The organism is Nonomuraea angiospora, from assembly GCF_014873145.1.
Classification (GTDB): Bacteria; Actinomycetota; Actinomycetes; order Streptosporangiales; family Streptosporangiaceae; genus Nonomuraea; species Nonomuraea angiospora.
The window spans coordinates 8732871-8750027 of sequence record NZ_JADBEK010000001.1; the positions used below are offsets into that span (position 1 = coordinate 8732871).

Sequence of the window (17157 nt, forward strand, 5' to 3'; positions counted from 1 at the left end):
CTAATGCCCCGATCACTGGTGACGTTCACCCGATACGCGAAAGACCCTTCCCCGGGGCGCCTCGAATGGGGTGGAATCTGACTCGCCATGAACGACGACGAGGCGATCGAGCGCTCGCTCGCCGGTGACCAAGCCGCCTATGAGGTGCTGGTCGCCCGCTACAGCGCGCTCGCCCACCGTACCGCTTTCATGCTGGGGGCGGGGGACGAGGCCGAGGACGTCGTGCAGGAGGCGTTCGTCAAGGCGTACCGGCACCTGCCGGGTTTCCGCAGGAGCTCGCCGTTCCGCCCGTGGCTGCTGCGGATCGTGGCCAACGAGACCCACAACCTGACCCGCTCGCGGGGCCGCCGCTCCGAGCTGGCCTTACGGTTGAGCGCCACGACGTCCGCGGCCGCGCCCGACGACCCCGAGGGCACCGCGGTGGCCGGCGACCGGCGCTCGCGCCTGCTGGAGGCGGTACGCCGGCTGCCCGAGCGGGAACGCCAGGCCGTCGTCTGCCGGTACTTCTTACAGCTGACCGAGGCGGAGACGGCGCAGGTGCTCGACTGGCCCGTGGGCACCGTCAAGTCCAGCACGCATCGGGGGCTGGCCCGGCTGAGGGAGGAGGTGGGCAATGAACTCGCGTGAGCCTTCCGACGACCTGGAGGCCGAACTCCTGGCGCTCGGCGACCTCCTCGACGTCCCCTCCGGCCCGCCGCCCTCCGACGTGGCCGCGGCCGTACGCGCCCGCCTGGAGGACGCTCACGGTGAGGCGCCCGATCCCCTCCGGTCTCACCCCCCGGCGCGGCGCCGCCGGCGCGCGAGGTGGAAGGTCGTCACGGCCGTCGTCCTCGTCGTCATCGCGATCACGGCCGCGACCCCCCAGGGGCGGGCGGCGGTGGTACGGATCCTGCGCTTCGCCGGGATCGAGCTCCGGGTCGGCGACGCGCAGCCCAAGCCCGTCATCAGCGTCACGCCCCTGCCGTACGAGCACACCGTGGACCAGGACGGCCTGAAAGCCGAGGCGAAGTTCCCGGTCAGGACGCCGAAGGCGCTGGGGGAGCCCGAGCGCACCACGGTGTCCGACAGGGGCCGCGTCGTGTCGATGTTCTGGCCGGGCGGCGTCCGGCTCGACCAGTTCGACGGCGGCCTCGACCCGGTGCTGTTCAAGAAGCTCGGCCCGCCCTGGCCCGACTACGCCAAGGTCGGCCCCTACCAGGCCTGGTGGATCCAGGGGGCGCACCCGCTCGGCTACCTCACCCGCCAGGACGGCACCGAGATCCCCCTGCGCCAGGCCGGCCCCACCCTCATCTGGCAGCAGGACGCCCTGAACTACCGCCTGGAAGGCGTCAAGACCAAGGAAGAGGCCGTCCGCGTCGCCGCGTCACTCGGCTGAGCCCGTCAGCCACTCGTCCACGCCCGCGAGCAGCTCCTTGCGCACCGGCTCGGGAGCCGCGGAGGCGCGCAGGGACTGGCGGGCCAGCTCGGCCAGCTCCGCGTCGCTGAAACCGTAGACGTCCCTGGTCAGCTCGTACTGGCTCAGCAGCCGCGCGCCGAACAGCAGCGGGTCGTCGGACCCCAGGGCGATCGGCACGCCCGCGTCGAACAGCCGCCGCAGCGGCACGTCGGCGGCCCGCTCGGCCACGCCCAGGCCCACGTTGGAGGTGGGGCAGACCTCGCAGCAGATCTGCCGGTCGGCCAGCCGGTGCATGAGCCGCTCGTCCTCCGCCGCCCGCACCCCGTGCCCGACCCGGTCCGCGTCCAGGTCGTCCACGCACTGCGCCACGCTGCGCGGGCCCAGCAGCTCGCCCCCGTGCGGCACGGACAGCAGCCCGCCCCGCTTGGCGATCCTGAACGCCCGCTCGAAGTCCCTGGCCGCGCCCCGCCGCTCGTCGTTGGACAGCCCGAACCCCACCACGCCCTTGCCGGCGTACTGGGTGGCGAGCCGGGCCAGCGTGTTGGCGTCGAGCGGGTGGCGGGTCCTGTTGGCCGCCACGACCACCGCGATCCCGATCCCCGCGTGCTCGGCCGCCAGGCGCGCCGCGTCCAGCGTCAGCTCCAGCGTCGCCGTCAGCCCGCCGAACCGCTGCGCGTACCCCGACGGGTCCACCTGGATCTCCAGCCACCGGGACCCGGCCGCCGCCTCGTCCTCGGCCGTCTCGCGTAGCAGCCGGTAGACGTGCTCCGGGCGGGTCAGCACGGACCTGGCGATGTCGTACAGCCGCTGGAACCTGAACCACCCGCGCTCGTCGGTGGCCCGCAGCTTGGGCGGCCAGTCCTCCTCCAGCGCGTCCGGCAGGTGCAGCCCCTGCTCCCTGGCCAGCTCGATAAGCGTGGAATGCCGCATCGATCCGGTGAAGTGCAGGTGAAGATGCGCCTTGGGCAGCGTGTTCAGGGGCCTTGCCATTTGCATATCTTGCCACTCAACCCCGGGACCGCTTCGCGCGTTGGGGAGGGCGAAAGGGGACCTTCGCTCATGACAGATGACGATGAGGCGGCCTTCGACGAGTTCCTGGCCGCCCGGAGCACCTCGCTGCTGCGCACCGCGATCCTGGTCTGCGGAGCGACCGAGCACGACGCCGAGGACCTGGTGCAGCACGCGCTGGAGAAGGTCTACCGGCACTGGCCGCGGATCAGGCGCGACAACCCGGAGGCGTACGCGCGCAAGGTCGTCGTGAACGCGGCGATCAGCAAGGCGCGGCGGCGCAAGATCGTGCAGGAGATCACCTTCGCCCGGCCGCCGGAGACCGCCGCCGACGCCCCCGACCTCGACCTGCGCCACGCGCTCATCAGGGAGCTGCGCAGGCTGCCGCCCAAGATGCGGGCCGTGCTCGTCCTGCGCTACTGGGAGGACCAGTCGGAAGGGGACACCGCGGCCCTGCTGGGCTGCTCGGCCGGGACCGTGAAGAGCCAGGCGGCGCGGGGGCTCGCCAGGATCCGCGAAAACATGAATGTCGCAAAGGAAGTGACCAGATGAGGATCGAGGACGACCTCGCGGACGCCATGGCGGCCCACGTCGCCGACGTGCAGGCCCCGCCGGACCTGGGCAGGTCCGTACGGCGCCGCAACCGCTCCCGCGTGCTCCGCTTCCGGGTGGCGGGCGCGGCGCTCGTCACGGCGGCCGTGGCGGTGGCCGTGCCCGTGGCACTGAACTCCGGGGAACCCGCCGGTGGGCAGGCCGCGACCGGTCAGGACCGGGCCGTGGTGCGCGACGACGTGACCGTGCCGGACGTGACGGGCAAGCCCGCCACCGAGGCGGCGTCCCTCCTGCGCGCGGCCGGGCTGCTGGCCGACGTGGCGGCGACGGAGGTGCGGGACAACCGGGTGATCGGGCAGAAGCCTGCCGCCGGGGAGCAGGTGGCGCCCGGCAGCCATGTCGAGCTCACCCTGGAGCCGCCGCCCGTCACGATGCCGCAGGACCTGGGCGATCTGGGCGACGGGCGGGAGTTCGGCGGCATCCGCCTGGATTACCTGCCGGAAGGGCTCGAATGGGGCAAGTGGTCGGGCAAGGACGGGTTCGGCAAGCACAGTTTCACCACCACCTATGACAAGCCGGGCAACGAGCCGGGGCACTACTCCGTACAGGTGATCGTGTACGAGGGAGAGGCCGCCAAGAGCGCCCTCGCCCGCTTCCCCAAGGCCGGCGCCGAGACCGTGGACGTCGGCGGCAGGAAGGCGCGCCTGGCGACGCTCGGCGAGGGCGGCGGGATCATGACGGACGGCTCGGAGGGCACGCTCACGATCTCCTGGAAGCTGCGCGACGGGCTCGCGGTCGAGGTCTGCTTCAGTCCCGACTACGTCAAGGACGTGGACGGCCCCGCCGAGGCCAGGAAGATCGCGGAAGCCATCCGCGCGACCGGCTGAACCCGCGGTACGGATGAGCCCGAACGGGGGATCAACCTTGCATGATCCCTGAGGGGCCTGCCGGCATCGGGCAGGGAGGCCGCGCGGCGCTCACGGCGCTGGCGTTCGCGGCGACATCTCTGATCATCTACACGCTGTTCTCCTCGGGGTTCGGGCGTCCGCGCCCGGCCCCTGTGGAGGGCCCTGTCATGGTCGGGGCCCCCGTCGCCGAGGCCACCCTCGGGGTGGTCTCCGACGATCTCTGGCTCACCTACCTCCCCGCGGGGCTGGAGCGCAGCGACGGGGGATCCGTCAAGCCGAAGGGGTCGTGGGCCAGGTTCGGCGACGCCCGGCGGTTCGTGGAGGCCCAGGTCGAGCCCGCCGCCGACTGGGTGAGCTACACCAGGAAGGCCGCCCTGCTCGACGCCCGCCCCGTCACCGTGCGCGGCAGGCCCGCGGTGGTCGGCAGGCACCCGAACGGCGGCCGGGAGATCGTCTGGATGGAGCGCGCGGGCACGGGGGCGTGGATCCGGGTCAGCGATTCCCTCGGTGGCGAACTCGTGGCAATTGCTGCCTCAGTCAAGAGTCCTGTAGGAGACTAGGAGCCTTTTCCGTGCGTTTCTTGGGGGGTCGATGCGGCGTCTGGCAGCGGTGCTCCTCATGTTCGCGCTGAGCGGGTGCGGCGCGGACGACGTGCTGCCCGCGCCCGAGGCGATCGCCTCGCCGCCGCCGGCCGAGCAGGTCCCGCACAGGGGCGTCGCGCTGTCCTGCGGCCAGACCAGGGTGGGGCTGCCCGCCATGCCCGAGGGGCTGACCAGGGCGGGCTCGTTCGGCCGACTGGGGTCGCTCACCCGCCCGCTGGAGGTCAAGGGCGTGATCTGGCGGCGGGAGGACGAGCAGCTGTACGTCGGCGTCGTGTGCGGGGCGCGGACCGCCGAGGAGTTCGTCACGCTGGTCGCCAGGTCGTCGCTGACGGCGTACAAGGGCATGCCGGCGCTGCGCTGGAACACGCGCACCGGCGTGCGCAACTTCATGTGGCTGGAGCGGCCGGGCACCGCGATCTACATCGCCGCGACGCCCGGCCTGGCCGCCCAGATCAAATACGTCGCCGCCCGCGTCGCCCTGAACCAGACGCCCTGAACGGCTGTGGCCCTGAACCAGGCGCGCTGAACGGCTAGCGCGCCTCCGACAGCAGCTTGGCCATCCGGCTGACGCCCTCGACCAGGTCGTCGTCGCCCAGCGCGTAGGACAGGCGGAAGTAGCCCGGCGTGCCGAACGCCTCGCCCGGCACCACCGCCACCTCGGCCTCCTCCAGGATCAGCTCGGCCAGCTCGCCGGACGACTGCGGCCGCCGGCCGCGCAGCTCCTTGCCGATCAGGTCCTTGACCGACGGGTACGCGTAGAACGCCCCCTTCGGTTCCGGGCAGAACACGCCCGGGATCTCGTTGAGCATCCGGACCATCGTCTGGCGGCGCCGGTCGAACGCCGCGCGCATCTCCGCCACCGCCGACAGGTCGCCGGACACGGCGGCCAGCGCGGCCGCCTGGGAGACGTTGGCGACGTTGGAGGTGGCGTGGGACTGCAGGTTGGTGGCCGCCTTGACGACGTCGGAGGGGCCGATCAGCCAGCCCACGCGCCAGCCGGTCATCGCGTAGGTCTTGGCCACGCCGTTGAGGATCACGACCCGGTCGCCCAGCTCGGGCACGGCCGTGGCGATGCTGGTGAACTCGGCGCCGCCGTACACGAGGTGCTCGTAGATCTCGTCGGTGACGACCCACAGGCCGTGCTCGGCCGCCCAGCGGCCGATCGCCTCCGTCTGCTCGCGGGAGTAGACGGCGCCCGTCGGGTTGGACGGCGAGACGAACAGCAGGACCTTGGTCCGCTCGGTGCGTGCGGCCTCCAGCTGCTCGACGCTCGCCAGGTAGCCGGTGGACTCGTCGGTCACGACGTCGACCTGCACGCCGCCGGCCAGCTTGATCGCCTCGGGGTAGGTGGTCCAGTAGGGCGCCACGACCAGAACCTCGTCGCCCGGGTCGAGCAGCGTCGCGAACGCCTCGTAGACCGCCTGCTTGCCGCCGTTGGTGACCAGCACCTGCGACGCCTCGACCGCGTAGCCGGAGTCGCGCCGGGTCTTGTCGGCGATGGCCTGCTTGAGCTCGGGCAGCCCGCCCGCCGGCGTGTACTTGTGGAAGCGCGGCTCGCGGGCGGCCTGGACCGCCGCCTCGACGATGTAGCCGGGCGTCGGGAAGTCGGGCTCGCCCGCGCCGAAGCCGATGACGGGGCGCCCGGCGGCCTTCATCGCCTTGGCCTTGGCGTCCACGGCGAGCGTGGCGGACTCGGAAATGGCGGAGATTCTCGCGGAGACGCGGGGTCGGGTGGACATGGTTCCATGGTCGCATGTGCGCAATGACCTGGGCGATCGGGATTCGGTTCGACGTACCCGGCAATCACCCGTATGCTTTCGATCGGTCCTTCCGCACAGCATGTCGGCGAGCGGTTCGGTCCAGGCAGTGGGTCGATCAGGGTAGTCTGGTCTAGCGACATAGGGCACTGGCGCAATTGGTAGCGCACCGGTCTCCAAAACCGGCGGTTGGGGGTTCGAGTCCCTCGTGCCCTGCGAGTGCGGTCCGCGCAATAATGGGCGTGTAAGCGCGCCGCAAAACTGCGTTGGATACGACAGATTTCAGGTGAGGACTGTGGCGATCGACACGCGCGGCGAGACCGCAGACAAGCCGAGTGGCGAGAAGAAGACGCGCACTTCGCCTGCCCTTTTCTATCGGCAGGTCGTCAACGAGCTCCGCAAGGTCATCTGGCCGACACGCAAGGATCTCATCACCTACACCACGGTCGTTCTGGTATTCGTTCTGATCATGGTGGCGATCGTCTACGGGCTCGACAGCGCCCTGGGATGGGCAGTCCTCAAGGTCTTCGGCGGCAGCTGATCCAGGCCCCGCCGGTGACAGTGACGGAGTCGCCAGTTCGATACGACGAAAGAGGAAGAGTCACCGTGTCCGAGTCTTCAGTTCCGGCCGGCGAGTCCCGCGAGGAGTGGGACGACGAGCTGGAAGAGGCCACTGAGGAGTCCTCCGAGGAGGAGCTCCAGGAGGAGGCCGAGGTCGCGGAGGGCGACGAGGCAGCCGAGGCTTCCGACGTCGAGGACGAGACGGTTCTTCCCGACGTCGATCCCGTCGAAGAGTTCAAGAGCTCGCTGCGCGGCCTTCCCGGTGAGTGGTACGTCATCCACTCCTACGCCGGTTACGAGAATCGCGTGAAGTCCAACATCGAGAGCCGCAACGTGTCGCTCAACATGGAGGACTACATCTACCAGGTCGAGGTGCCGACGCACACCGTCCAGGAGTTCAAGAGCGGCAAGAAGGTGCCGGTCAAGGAGCGCGTGCTGCCCGGCTACGTGCTGGTGCGCATGGAGCTGACCGACGAGTCCTGGGCCGCCGTGCGTAACACGCCCGGTGTGACCGGCTTCGTCGGCCTGTCCAACAAGCCGAGCCCGCTCAGCCTCGACGAGGTCGCCAAGCTGCTGGCGCCCGAGCCGACCGAGGAGACCAAGAAGGCCACGGCCAAGGCGAGCGCCGGCCCTTCGGTCGAGTTCGAGATCGGCGAGTCCGTCACGGTCATGGACGGCCCGTTCGCCACGCTGCCCGCCTCGGTGAGCGAGATCAGCCCCGAGTCGCAGAAGCTCAAGGTGCTCGTCTCGATCTTCGGCCGCGAGACCCCGGTCGAGCTCTCGTTCAACCAGGTCTCGAAGATCTAGGACAATCACATACACTGAGACGTTCGGTCGGCCGCCTGATCGCGAGGGCGGCCGCTGACGTGTCAGGGCTGCAATCCGTTGGCCCTGACAGGCATCGCAATCAGGACCCGGAGAAGGACAAATGCCTCCGAAGAAGAAAATCGCCGCTCTGGTGAAGGTCCAGCTCCCCGCTGGACAGGCCACCCCGGCGCCGCCGGTGGGTACCGCGCTCGGTCCCCACGGCGTCAACATCATGGACTTCGTCAAGCAGTACAACGCTGCGACGGAGGCCCAGCGGGGCAACATCATCCCCGTTGAGATCACCATTTTCGAAGACCGCAGCTTCACCTTCATCACGAAGACGCCGCCGGCGCCCGAGCTGATCAAGAAGGCCCTCGGTCTCGACAAGGGCAGCGCGGTCCCGCACCGCGACAAGGTGGGCAAGCTCAGCCGCGAGCAGCTGCGCAGCATCGCCGAGACGAAGATGCCCGACCTCAACGCCAACGACATCGAGGCGGCCGAGAAGATCATCGCCGGCACCGCCCGGTCGATGGGCATCACCGTCGCCGAGTAACACCCTTTCCCAGACATCGTGGGAGGGCCCTCGGGCCCGCGTACCACTAGGAGTTCAGCAATGAAGCGCAGCAAGGCGCACAAAGACGCGGCCGGCAAGGTCGACCGCGACAAGCTCTACACGCCCGTCGAGGCAGCGAAGCTGGCCAAGGAGACGTCGACCACCAAGTTCGACGCCACCGTCGAGGTCGCGCTGCGGCTGGGCGTCGACCCTCGTAAGGCCGACCAGATCGTGCGCGGCACGGTCAACCTCCCGCACGGCACCGGCAAGACCGCCCGGGTCCTGGTCTTCGCGACCGGTGAGCGTGCCGAGGCGGCCCGCGAGGCGGGCGCCGACATCGTCGGCGCCGACGAGCTGATCGACGAGATCTCCAAGGGCAACCGGCTCAACGAGTTCGACGCCGTGGTGGCCACGCCCGACCTGATGGGCAAGGTGGGTCGCCTGGGTCGCGTGCTCGGTCCGCGTGGTCTCATGCCCAACCCCAAGACCGGCACGGTGACGCCCGACGTCGCCAAGGCCGTCACGGAGATCAAGGGCGGCAAGATCGAGTTCCGCACCGACCGCCAGGCCAACCTCCACTTCATCATCGGCAAGACGTCGTTCCCCGAGCGCCAGCTCATCGAGAACTACGCCGCCGCCCTTGACGAGGTGCTGCGTCTCAAGCCGTCCGCGGCCAAGGGGCGCTACCTGAAGAAGGTCACGTTCTCCACGACCATGGGCCCCGGCGTCCCGGTCGACCCGAACGTCACGCGCGGCCTCACCGCTGAGCTCGACGCTTAAGCGTTCCTCTGATCGAGCCTCGCCCAGTTCCGGGCGGGGCTCTTTCTTTTTCCCACGGCTGGCCGTGGCTGCCCGGGGCGGGCCGTGACCACCGTCCCGCCGTACGGAACCGCCTCCTTGCGGCGACGAGACCGGGCGCTCGGATCTGCGCCCTCTCGGAAGCCCACCACGACCCTCGCCTCCGTGATCACGGCCCCGCCCGCCGCCCGCCGCCGGCAGCGCTGTGCGCGCCCGCCTCACGGCGCCCGGCTCTCGCTTGGGGCTGCCTGCGCGCGAGGCTGAGGGCCGTTACGAGTCTCGCGATCACGGCCCCACACCACCGCCCGAGCGCGGCCGTCTCGAAGCCGCCTGCAAGCCGCATCAGGGCGCCAGGCCCGGCGCGGGTGGCAGGCCGCCGTCACAGCCCTCGCCCTCGCGATCACGGTCCCAGCCGCCGCCCGAGCGCAGGCGACAGCGCCGTGCGCGGCCGCGTCAGGGCGTTCGGCCCCGCGCGGTGGACGTGGTGCGGATCCGGGGCCCGTCGTGCGTCCGAGGAGTCCGGGCGTGCGGGACCTGGGCTGAGTCGGATTGTGCAGGGAATGTGTGAGGGGTGTGGGGGATAACCCTGGGTTTTCCCTTATTTGTAAGGGGAAGTCGCTACGGCGATGCTACTTAAAAGTAGGGTCAAGACATGCTGAAGCGCACGATAGGACTCACCGCGGCCGGTGCCGCGCTCGTCGTGGCGGCGGTCGCCGGTTGTGGATCGAACGCCCAGCCCATCCAGGTCAACCTGGCCGCCTCTGAGGTGCTCGCGCAGGCCGCGCAGAAGACGGCCGAGGTCAGCAGCTACACGGTCGACGCCGTGGTGAACGTCACCCACTCGCAGGAGGGCTCGGGCAAGGTGCAGGGGCGCATGCTCTACCAGAGCAAGCCCCAGCTCGCCGTGGACCTCACCCTGGACACCGTCGACATGGGCGGCAGGAGCCTGCCGGGCGGCGTGCGCGCCGTGCTGCAGGGCGACACCGTCTACGTCAAGGTGGAGGCGCTCAAGGACCTCGTGGGCGCGACCAAGCCCTGGATCAAGGTGCCGCTCAGCGAGATGGGCGACTCCTCGCAGGTGAACGACTACCTGAGCAAGATCCAGCAGTTCGACCTGGGCAACGTGACCAAGCTCGTCACGGCTTCGAAGGACGTGAAGTCGGCCGGCAACGAGAGCGTCAACGGCACGGACACCACGCACTACGCCGGCACGTTCCCGGTGGACGCGGCCGTGCAGCTGCTCCCCGCCGACCAGCAGGAGCAGGCGCGTACGAACCTGGCGGAGCTCAAGGACGTCAAGTTCGACATCTGGGTGGCCTCCGACGGCCTGCCGCGCAAGCTCGCGCTGAACGGCTCCAAGGAGGGCACCACGCTCGACGCCACCCTGCTCTTCAAGGGCTTCAACGAGCCGGTCACCATCGAGACCCCGCCCGCTGACCAGGTCGGAGACATCCCCAAGGGCACGACCAACTGAGAACGATTTGGAAACTCGGCGGCCAGGCCGTACTCTGGTCGTTGCCGAAGACCGCCGGTCGTCGTCAGGTGCCTCAATGCCTGGCGACCGAAGGATCCACATCATGTGGACGGCCCGCGCAGGTGTGATGCGAGTTTCCCACATGGTGTGACCCATGTGCGTGAGCCCCGTGTGCGCCCTGCGCCCGGGGCTGTTCTCATTTTCAGGGCCTTCGCCGGTGGCACATCTGGAAGGAGGCCCATGGCGAGGGCGGATAAGGCGACAGCGGTTGCCGAGCTCAAGAGTGAGTTCGAGGGCAGCGCTGCCGCCGTTCTGACCGAGTACCGCGGTCTCACCGTCGCGCAGCTCAAGGAGCTGCGTAAGTCTCTCGGTGAGAATGCGAAGTTCGCCGTGGCGAAGAACACCCTGACCAAGATCGCGGCCACCGAGGCCGGTTTCTCTGGTCTGGATGACCTGCTCACCGGTCCGACCGCGATCGCCTTCGTCAACGGCGACGTTGTCGAGGCCGCCAAGGGTCTGCGTGACTTCGCCAAGGCCAATCCCCTTCTGGTGATCAAGGGCGGTGTCCTCGAGGGCAAGACGCTCGACGCCACCGAGATCACCAAGCTCGCCGACCTCGAGTCCCGCGAGGTCCTCCTCGCGAAGCTTGCTGGCGCGCTCAAGGCGAAGCAGAGCGCTGCCGCTGCTGTGTTCGCCGCGCTGCCCACGCAGATGGCTCAGCTGGCCGAAGCCCTGCGCGCGAAGCGCGAAGAGCCGGGCGAGTAGCACGGGGGTTGCCGCAACACCCGCGGTCCCGTTTCTAGTTTCAGCAAGTCCCGAACGTAAGGAAAAAGCATCATGGCGAAGCTCAGCACCGACGAGCTGCTCGACGCGTTCAAGGAGATGACCCTCCTCGAGCTGTCCGAGTTCGTGAAGCAGTTCGAAGAGGTCTTCGACGTCAAGGCCGCCGCCCCCGTCGCGGTCGCCGCCGCCCCCGTCGCCGGTGGTGGCGCCGAGGCTCCGGCCGCCGAGGAGCAGGACGAGTTCGACGTCATCCTCGAGGCCGCCGGCGACAAGAAGATCCAGGTCATCAAGGAGATCCGCGCCCTCACGTCCCTGGGCCTCAAGGAGGCCAAGGACCTGGTGGACGGCGCTCCCAAGCCCGTCTTCGACGGCAAGGTCAACAAGGAGCAGGCGGAGAAGGCCAAGGCTGCCCTCGAGGGCGCCGGCGCCACCGTGACCGTCAAGTAAGACGGTTTCTGTTCGCTGAAAAGGGGCGGGGACATCCTGGTGCCGGATGTCCGCCGCCCCTTTTTCGTGCCCTGAGCGGCCTCGCTCAGGAGATTCTCATGTCCGTCTCATCGCGCCGCGAAGCGGCTTGCCTAGCGTGCGAGCTGTGGTTACCGATGCGAAGTCCCGTTGGGCGCTGACCGCCCTGCTCATAGGCACCGGAGTGCTCTACATCTGGGGTCTCGGCGCCTCCGGATGGGCGAATTCGTTCTATTCGGCGGCCGTCCAGGCGGGCAGCCGGAGCTGGACCGCGTTCTTCTTCGGGTCCTCCGACGCCGCGAACGCGATAACCGTCGACAAGACGCCCGCCTCCTTGTGGCCGATGGCGCTCAGCGTGCGGTTGTTCGGGCTCGATTCCTGGGCCGTTCTCATTCCTCAGGCGCTCATGGGCGTGGGCACGGTGGCGCTGGTGTACGCGTCCGTGCGCAGGTTGACCAACGTGTGGGCCGGGCTGCTGGCCGGGGTCGCGATGGCGTTGACGCCGGTGGCCGTGTTGATGTTCAGGTTCAACAACCCCGACGCGCTGCTGGTGCTGCTGCTGACGGCCGCCGGGTACTGCGTGGTGCGGGCGCAGGAACGCGGGGCTACGCGGTGGCTGGTGCTGGCGGGGACGGCGATCGGGTTCGCGTTCCTGGCGAAGATGTTGCAGGCGTTCCTGGTGCTGCCGGGGTTCGCCCTGGTCTATCTCGTCACGGCGCCGGTGCCGTTCTGGCGGCGGATGTGGCAGTTGTCGCTGGCGGGTGTGGCCATGGTGGTCTCGGCCGGGTGGTGGGTGCTGGCGGTGGCGCTGGTGCCGGCCTCCGAGCGGCCGTACATCGGGGGTTCCCAGACCAACAGCGTGCTGGAGCTGGCGCTCGGCTACAACGGGATCGGGCGGCTCAACGGCGGTGACTACGGCGGGCTGGGCAACCTGAACCAGCAGGCCGGGTGGCTGCGGCTGTTCGACACCGAGGCGGGCGGGCAGATCTCCTGGCTGCTTCCGGCGGCGCTGGTGCTGCTGGCCGCCGTCACGTGGGTGACCCGGCGGGCGCCGCGGGTCGATCCGGTCCGGGCCGCCGTCTGGGTCTGGGGGAGCTGGCTGATCGTGACCGGGCTGGTCTTCAGCCTGATGCAGGGCATCTTCCACGCGTACTACACCGTCGCCCTGGCTCCGGCGATCGCGGTGCTCGTGGGCATGGGGGCGGCCGTCCTGTGGGAGCGGCGGGCGTACCGGGCGCTGGCGGTGATCACGGCGGGGACGGCCGTGTGGTCGTACGTGCTGCTGTCGCGCAGCGCGGAGTGGAACTCCTGGCTGGGCGTGGTCGTGCTGGTGGCGGGGCTGGGGGCGGCCCTGGCGATGTTGTTCGCGCGGCGGGCCCTGGTCGTGGTGGCCGTCGCCGTGGTGGCGTGCCTGGCGTCCTTGGCGGGTCCGGCGGCGTACGCGGTGGACACGGCCGCGTCCGCGCACACCGGGGCCATCCCGACGGCCGGACCCTCCACCGGTGGCTTCGGCAGGGGGTTCGGCGGGTTCAGGGCCGGCGGGCCCGCAGGTGGCGGCCGGCAGTTCCGCGGGATGCCCGGGAACGGCTGGTCGCCGGGCGGTCAGGCGTTCCAGGCGCCGCCCGGTGGCCGGGGGATGGGGCGTGGCGGCATGGGCGGGCTGCTCAACGCGGGCACTCCGGCCGCCGAGCTGACCGCGCTGCTGAAGACGGACGCCTCCGCGTACACGTGGGTGGCGGCGACGGTGGGCTCCAACAACGCGGCCGGCTACCAGCTCGCCGCCGGACAGCCGGTGATGGCGGTGGGCGGCTTCAACGGCACCGACCCCGCGCCGACGTTCGAGCGGTTCAAGCAGTACGTCGCCGAGAAGAAGATCCATTACTTCATCGGCACGGGGATGGGGATGGGCGCTCGCGGCACGGGCGGCAGCGACGACGCGGCCAGGATCGCGGCCTGGGTGCAGGAGAGCTTCACCGCCACCACCGTCGGGGGGACGACGGTCTTCGACCTCACCCGGCCGTGAGGGAGGCGGCGGCGGCGCGGACCTGGGTGACGGCGCCGGTGTCCATGTAGTCCCGGGTGTGGATGATCCGGCCGTCCCTGATCCTGAGCACGAGGAGGCCCGGGACGGTGATCGACTGCCCGGCGACCGTGACGAACGTGTCCTGCTCCACCAGCACGACCTCCGGGTCGGTCGCCTGGTGGAGCGAGACGCGCCGTACCTCGTCGGGCTTGAACGGCAGCGCGCCCCACATCGCCCGGTATGCGGCGCGGATCTCCTCCCTCCCCTTGAACGGCGCCAGCCCCCCGAACGGGAACTCGTGCAGCGCGTCCTCCGCGTAGAGGTCGGCCAGTTCGTCGGCGGACTTGTGGAGCATGGCCGCGTGGTAGGCGGTGACGATCTCTTCGATGGACATGGGGGATCCCTCCCGTTTCACTCAACAGGCGTTGACTCAACGAGCGTAGAGCGAAGGAGGGAGGTCGGTCAACGCATGTAGAGTCGGGGCGTGGTCGAGAAGGGGCTTCCGCGGGCCGAGCGGCGGCGCAGGAGCGAGGAGAGGATCCTGGCGTCCGCCCGGGCGCTGTTCGCCGAGGTGGGGTTCGAGCGGGCCACCATCAGGGCCATCGCCGGGCGGGCCGAGGTCGATCCCGCCCTGGTCATGCAGTACTTCGGCAGCAAGCAGGAGCTCTTCCAGCGGGCCGTGCAGGCGACGCCGGTCGCGCACGGCGAGCCGGGCGCCGACGAGGTGGTCGAGCAGGTGCTCGGCACGCTCGGCCTGAAGCTGGGCGAGCTGCCGCAGAGCTCGCTGGCCATGATGCGGTCCATGCTCACGCACCCGGAGGCGGCCGTCTCGGCGCGCAAGGTGCTGGGTGCGCAGATCGACCGGCTGGCCCAGGTCGTACCGGGCGAGGACGCGAGGCTGCGGGCGGCGCTGATGATGATGATCATGCTCGGCGTGACCGTCGGGCATCAGCTGCTCGACCTCGACGAGCTGCGCGGGGTTCCGCAGGAGGAGATCGCGCGGCTGCTGCGGCCCGGCCTGCAGGCGCTCGCCGGCCCGGAGGGCTCATAACCGCGCCGTAACAAGTTATTGGAACGGGTTCCAATCCGGTCGGCCGCCGTTACGGTGGAGAGGCCCCTGAATACTGCCTGCGATCGGAAGGTGTCCAGTGGGAGTCGAGGTCGTGGTCGACGGGCTGACCAAGTCGTTCGGCCGGCAGGTCATCTGGGAGGACGTCTCGCTCACGCTCCCCGCGGGCGAGATCTCCGTCCTGCTGGGCCCCCCGGGCACCGGGAAGTCGGTCTTCCTCAAGACGCTGGTGGGCCTGCTGCGGCCCGATCGCGGCCACATCTGGATCGACGGCTACGACCTGGCCAACTGCAACGAGAACAAGCTCTACGAGCTGCGCCGGCTGTTCGGCGTGCTGTTCCAGGACGGGGCGCTGTTCGGCTCGCTCAACCTCTACGACAACATCGCCTTCCCGCTGCGCGAGCACACCAAGAAGACCGAGTCGCAGATCCGCCAGATCGTGATGGAGAAGGTGGAGCTGGTCGGCCTGGTGGGCGCGGAGTCCAAGCTGCCCGGCGAGATCTCCGGCGGCATGCGCAAGCGCGCCGGGCTGGCCAGGGCGCTGGTGCTGGATCCGGAGATCATCCTGTTCGACGAGCCCGACTCCGGCCTCGACCCGGTCCGCACCGCGCTGCTCAATCAGACCATCGTCGACCTCAACGCCGAGATCGAGGCGACGTTCCTGATCGTGACGCACGACATCAACACCGCCCGTACGGTCCCCGACAGCATCGGGATGCTGTTCAGGCGCGAGCTGGTCATGTTCGGCCCGCGCGAGATGCTGCTGTCGAGCGACGAGCCGGTGGTGCGGCAGTTCCTCAACGCCAGGAGGCACGGGCCCATCGGCATGTCGGAGGAGAAGGACCTCTCCGAGCTGGAGGCCGAGGCCCAGCTGGGGCTCGACCCCGGCGTGCTGCCGCCGATCCCGCCGCAGCTCATGCCGACCGGCAACAGGCTCCGTCGTTCGCAGCGAGCGCCGGGGGCGTGGCTGGCGGCCAACGGCGTGATCCCGCCGCAGGGGTCGTTCGTGGACGAACGCGGGCGTAACTGGCTGGAGGAGTATCCCCGCCTCGTGAACGCCCACCTCCACGGCGTCCAGTGAGTCCTCGGTCTTTCGGGCCGGTGGGACGGTGTCAGGCCCTCAGCGGGCCGCTGAGGGCCGCCTGAGGGCATATCGGGGAGATCCTGGCTCGTTGCCCCGGTTTGTGCCACCTCTTCTACCGTCTCGGTTGGTTCGGGGGCTCCGGCGCGGAGCCGGGGGTTATGATCCGGCGACCGGCTGGGGAAGGGGTGAGTGACGTGGCAGGACTTGCCGCCCGGCCCGCCCGCATCCTGATCGCCGCGCTCAGCGGAGTGCTCGCGGTGCTGGTCGGCACGGGCGTGTGGATCGCCGCGCAGGCGCGCGAGGAGCAGGGCAGGGCAGGCGACAAGCAGGCGGCGCTCCTGGCGGCGGGGACCCACGCGAAAAACCTGGTCTCGCTCGACTACAAGACCGTCGACGCCGACATCAGGCGCATCCTCGACACCTCGACCGGGCCGGCCAGGGCGGAGTACGAGGCCAACGCGGCCAAGCTCAAGTCCACCACGGTCGAGAACAAGGTCGTCCAGCACGGCGTGCTGCGCGCGACGGGGCTGGCCTCCTTGGCGGGCACCACGGCCAAGGTGCTGGTCGTGGCCGACGTGGAGATCCGCTGGGAGGGCTCCAAGAGCCCGCCGCAGGAGCGGTACTACCGGTGGTCGATGGAGCTGGCCAAGGTCGGCGGCGCCTGGCTGGTGTCCAAGGCGGTGCAGGTCTCATGAGGCGGTGGAGGGCCAGGTGAGGACGGTCACGATCGTGCTGCTGGGGATCCTCGTGGTGGTGGCCGGCGTACTGGTGCCCACGATGTGGTTCAACCTGCGCGACCTGCGCGCGGCCGACGCGGCCGGGACGCAGGCCATGGCGGAGGCCAAGGAGGTGGCGCCCGACCTGCTCTCCTACGACTACCGGACGGTGGAGGAGGATCTGGCCCGGGCGGGGACGCACACGACCGGGGAGCTGACCAAGCACTACAAGGACCTGACCACGTCCCTGGTGTCCAGGGCCAAGGCGCAGAAGATCGTGCAGACCGTGGCCGTGGCGGGGGCGGCGGTCGAGCGGGCGGAGCCCGATCGCGTAGAGGTTCTGCTGTTCGTGAACACGGGTATGGTCAAGAACGTTCCGGGCGAGGCCGCGCCACAGCAACAGTTCACCCAGAACCGCGCCAGGTTCGTCATGGTCCGGCAAGGATCTCGCTGGCTGGTGGCCGACCTGTCGACCCTGCTGGGGACCGCCTGAGCCTCGGGCGCGCCGCTTCGTTCAATTGTTACCAAAAATCAGGTTTAGCGAAGCCATTGGAGCGGGTAACTCAGTCACAGCTACACCGGTTGTCGGCATGGGTTCGGC

21 protein-coding genes and 1 tRNA gene are annotated in these 17157 nt (G+C 69.8%); 19 read left to right on the forward strand and 3 right to left on the reverse strand.

What is annotated here, in order from left to right:
* The first annotated feature begins 87 nt into the window (after positions 1–87).
* Positions 88–627, forward strand: a complete 540-nt coding sequence (locus tag H4W80_RS40310) for an RNA polymerase sigma factor (protein ID WP_192789866.1) — start codon at positions 88–90, stop codon at positions 625–627.
* Positions 614–1375 carry a hypothetical protein gene (locus H4W80_RS40315; protein WP_192789867.1) on the forward strand — a complete coding sequence of 254 codons (762 nt, stop codon included), beginning with the start codon at positions 614–616 and terminating at the stop codon, positions 1373–1375. Before H4W80_RS40310 ends, H4W80_RS40315 begins: the two co-directional genes overlap by 14 nt.
* Here the strand turns inward: H4W80_RS40315 and H4W80_RS40320 are convergent.
* The gene (locus tag H4W80_RS40320; protein WP_192789868.1) at positions 1364–2386 is read right to left on the reverse strand and encodes an adenosine deaminase; all 1023 of its coding nucleotides are present in this window, start codon (positions 2384–2386) and stop codon (positions 1364–1366) included. The genes H4W80_RS40315 and H4W80_RS40320 overlap by 12 nt on opposite strands.
* 69 nt (positions 2387–2455) lie before the next feature.
* Between H4W80_RS40320 and H4W80_RS40325 the strand changes: the two genes are divergently transcribed.
* Genes H4W80_RS40325 through H4W80_RS40340 form a run of 4 tightly spaced genes read left to right on the forward strand, consistent with a single transcriptional unit; the run spans position 2456 to position 4962 of the window.
* Positions 2456–2956: a SigE family RNA polymerase sigma factor gene (locus H4W80_RS40325; protein WP_192789869.1), complete on the forward strand. Its 501-nt coding sequence runs from the start codon at positions 2456–2458 to the stop codon at positions 2954–2956.
* Positions 2953–3843 (forward strand): PASTA domain-containing protein, encoded by an 891-nt coding sequence (locus H4W80_RS40330; protein ID WP_192789870.1) that lies wholly within the window; start codon positions 2953–2955, stop codon positions 3841–3843. The genes H4W80_RS40325 and H4W80_RS40330 overlap by 4 nt, the downstream gene beginning before the upstream one ends.
* 41 nt (positions 3844–3884) lie before the next feature.
* Entirely contained in the window at positions 3885–4424 is a 540-nt protein-coding gene (locus H4W80_RS40335; RefSeq protein ID WP_192789871.1) for a hypothetical protein, read from the forward strand.
* 31 nt (positions 4425–4455) lie between these two features.
* On the forward strand, positions 4456–4962 hold the full coding sequence (locus H4W80_RS40340) for a YdgH/BhsA/McbA family protein (protein WP_192789872.1): 507 nt from the start codon (positions 4456–4458) through the stop codon (positions 4960–4962).
* A gap of 34 nt (positions 4963–4996) precedes the next feature.
* Here H4W80_RS40340 and H4W80_RS40345 read toward each other — a convergent pair whose 3' ends face one another.
* Positions 4997–6205, reverse strand: coding sequence for a pyridoxal phosphate-dependent aminotransferase (locus H4W80_RS40345; RefSeq protein WP_192789873.1), 1209 nt, complete (start codon positions 6203–6205; stop codon positions 4997–4999).
* 161 nt (positions 6206–6366) lie between these two features.
* Between H4W80_RS40345 and H4W80_RS40350 the strand changes: the two genes are divergently transcribed.
* From H4W80_RS40350 to H4W80_RS40390, 9 genes are all read left to right on the forward strand, one after another.
* Positions 6367–6439, forward strand: a tRNA-Trp gene (locus H4W80_RS40350).
* Positions 6440–6518: 79 nt separating this feature from the next.
* The gene (secE, locus tag H4W80_RS40355) at positions 6519–6764 is read left to right on the forward strand and encodes a preprotein translocase subunit SecE (RefSeq protein WP_185070572.1); all 246 of its coding nucleotides are present in this window, start codon (positions 6519–6521) and stop codon (positions 6762–6764) included.
* Between the two features lie 65 nt (positions 6765–6829).
* Entirely contained in the window at positions 6830–7591 is a 762-nt protein-coding gene (gene nusG, locus H4W80_RS40360; protein WP_192789874.1) for a transcription termination/antitermination protein NusG, read from the forward strand.
* Between the two features lie 121 nt (positions 7592–7712).
* Positions 7713–8144, forward strand: a complete 432-nt coding sequence (rplK, locus tag H4W80_RS40365; protein WP_127939574.1) for a 50S ribosomal protein L11 — start codon at positions 7713–7715, stop codon at positions 8142–8144.
* 60 nt (positions 8145–8204) lie between these two features.
* The gene (rplA, locus tag H4W80_RS40370; RefSeq protein WP_192789875.1) at positions 8205–8924 is read left to right on the forward strand and encodes a 50S ribosomal protein L1; all 720 of its coding nucleotides are present in this window, start codon (positions 8205–8207) and stop codon (positions 8922–8924) included.
* Positions 8925–9594: 670 nt separating this feature from the next.
* A complete protein-coding gene (locus tag H4W80_RS40375) occupies positions 9595–10416 on the forward strand; it encodes an SCO4651 family lipoprotein (protein ID WP_225963917.1) in 822 nt (273 codons plus the stop codon).
* A gap of 240 nt (positions 10417–10656) precedes the next feature.
* Positions 10657–11181, forward strand: coding sequence for a 50S ribosomal protein L10 (rplJ, locus tag H4W80_RS40380; RefSeq protein WP_192789876.1), 525 nt, complete (start codon positions 10657–10659; stop codon positions 11179–11181).
* A 72-nt stretch (positions 11182–11253) separates the two neighbouring features.
* Positions 11254–11646 carry a 50S ribosomal protein L7/L12 gene (rplL, locus tag H4W80_RS40385; protein ID WP_192789877.1) on the forward strand — a complete coding sequence of 131 codons (393 nt, stop codon included), beginning with the start codon at positions 11254–11256 and terminating at the stop codon, positions 11644–11646.
* Positions 11647–11791: 145 nt separating this feature from the next.
* Positions 11792–13687 carry a mannosyltransferase YkcB-related protein gene (locus H4W80_RS40390; RefSeq protein ID WP_318787282.1) on the forward strand — a complete coding sequence of 632 codons (1896 nt, stop codon included), beginning with the start codon at positions 11792–11794 and terminating at the stop codon, positions 13685–13687.
* Here H4W80_RS40390 and H4W80_RS40395 read toward each other — a convergent pair.
* Positions 13674–14081: a nuclear transport factor 2 family protein gene (locus H4W80_RS40395; RefSeq protein ID WP_192789879.1), complete on the reverse strand. Its 408-nt coding sequence runs from the start codon at positions 14079–14081 to the stop codon at positions 13674–13676. The genes H4W80_RS40390 and H4W80_RS40395 overlap by 14 nt on opposite strands.
* A 90-nt stretch (positions 14082–14171) precedes the next feature.
* On the opposite strand from H4W80_RS40395, the gene H4W80_RS40400 reads away from it, so the two are divergent.
* The 4 genes from H4W80_RS40400 (at position 14172) to H4W80_RS40415 (ending at position 17049) form a co-directional block, all read left to right on the forward strand.
* Positions 14172–14738: a TetR/AcrR family transcriptional regulator gene (locus H4W80_RS40400; RefSeq protein ID WP_192789880.1), complete on the forward strand. Its 567-nt coding sequence runs from the start codon at positions 14172–14174 to the stop codon at positions 14736–14738.
* Between the two features lie 97 nt (positions 14739–14835).
* Positions 14836–15837, forward strand: coding sequence for an ABC transporter ATP-binding protein (locus tag H4W80_RS40405; protein ID WP_192789881.1), 1002 nt, complete (start codon positions 14836–14838; stop codon positions 15835–15837).
* Positions 15838–16034: 197 nt separating this feature from the next.
* Complete coding sequence (locus H4W80_RS40410; RefSeq protein ID WP_318787283.1) at positions 16035–16535, forward strand: hypothetical protein; 501 nt, start codon at positions 16035–16037, stop codon at positions 16533–16535.
* Positions 16536–16551: 16 nt separating this feature from the next.
* On the forward strand, positions 16552–17049 hold the full coding sequence (locus tag H4W80_RS40415; protein ID WP_318787284.1) for a hypothetical protein: 498 nt from the start codon (positions 16552–16554) through the stop codon (positions 17047–17049).
* Positions 17050–17157: the final 108 nt, after the last annotated feature.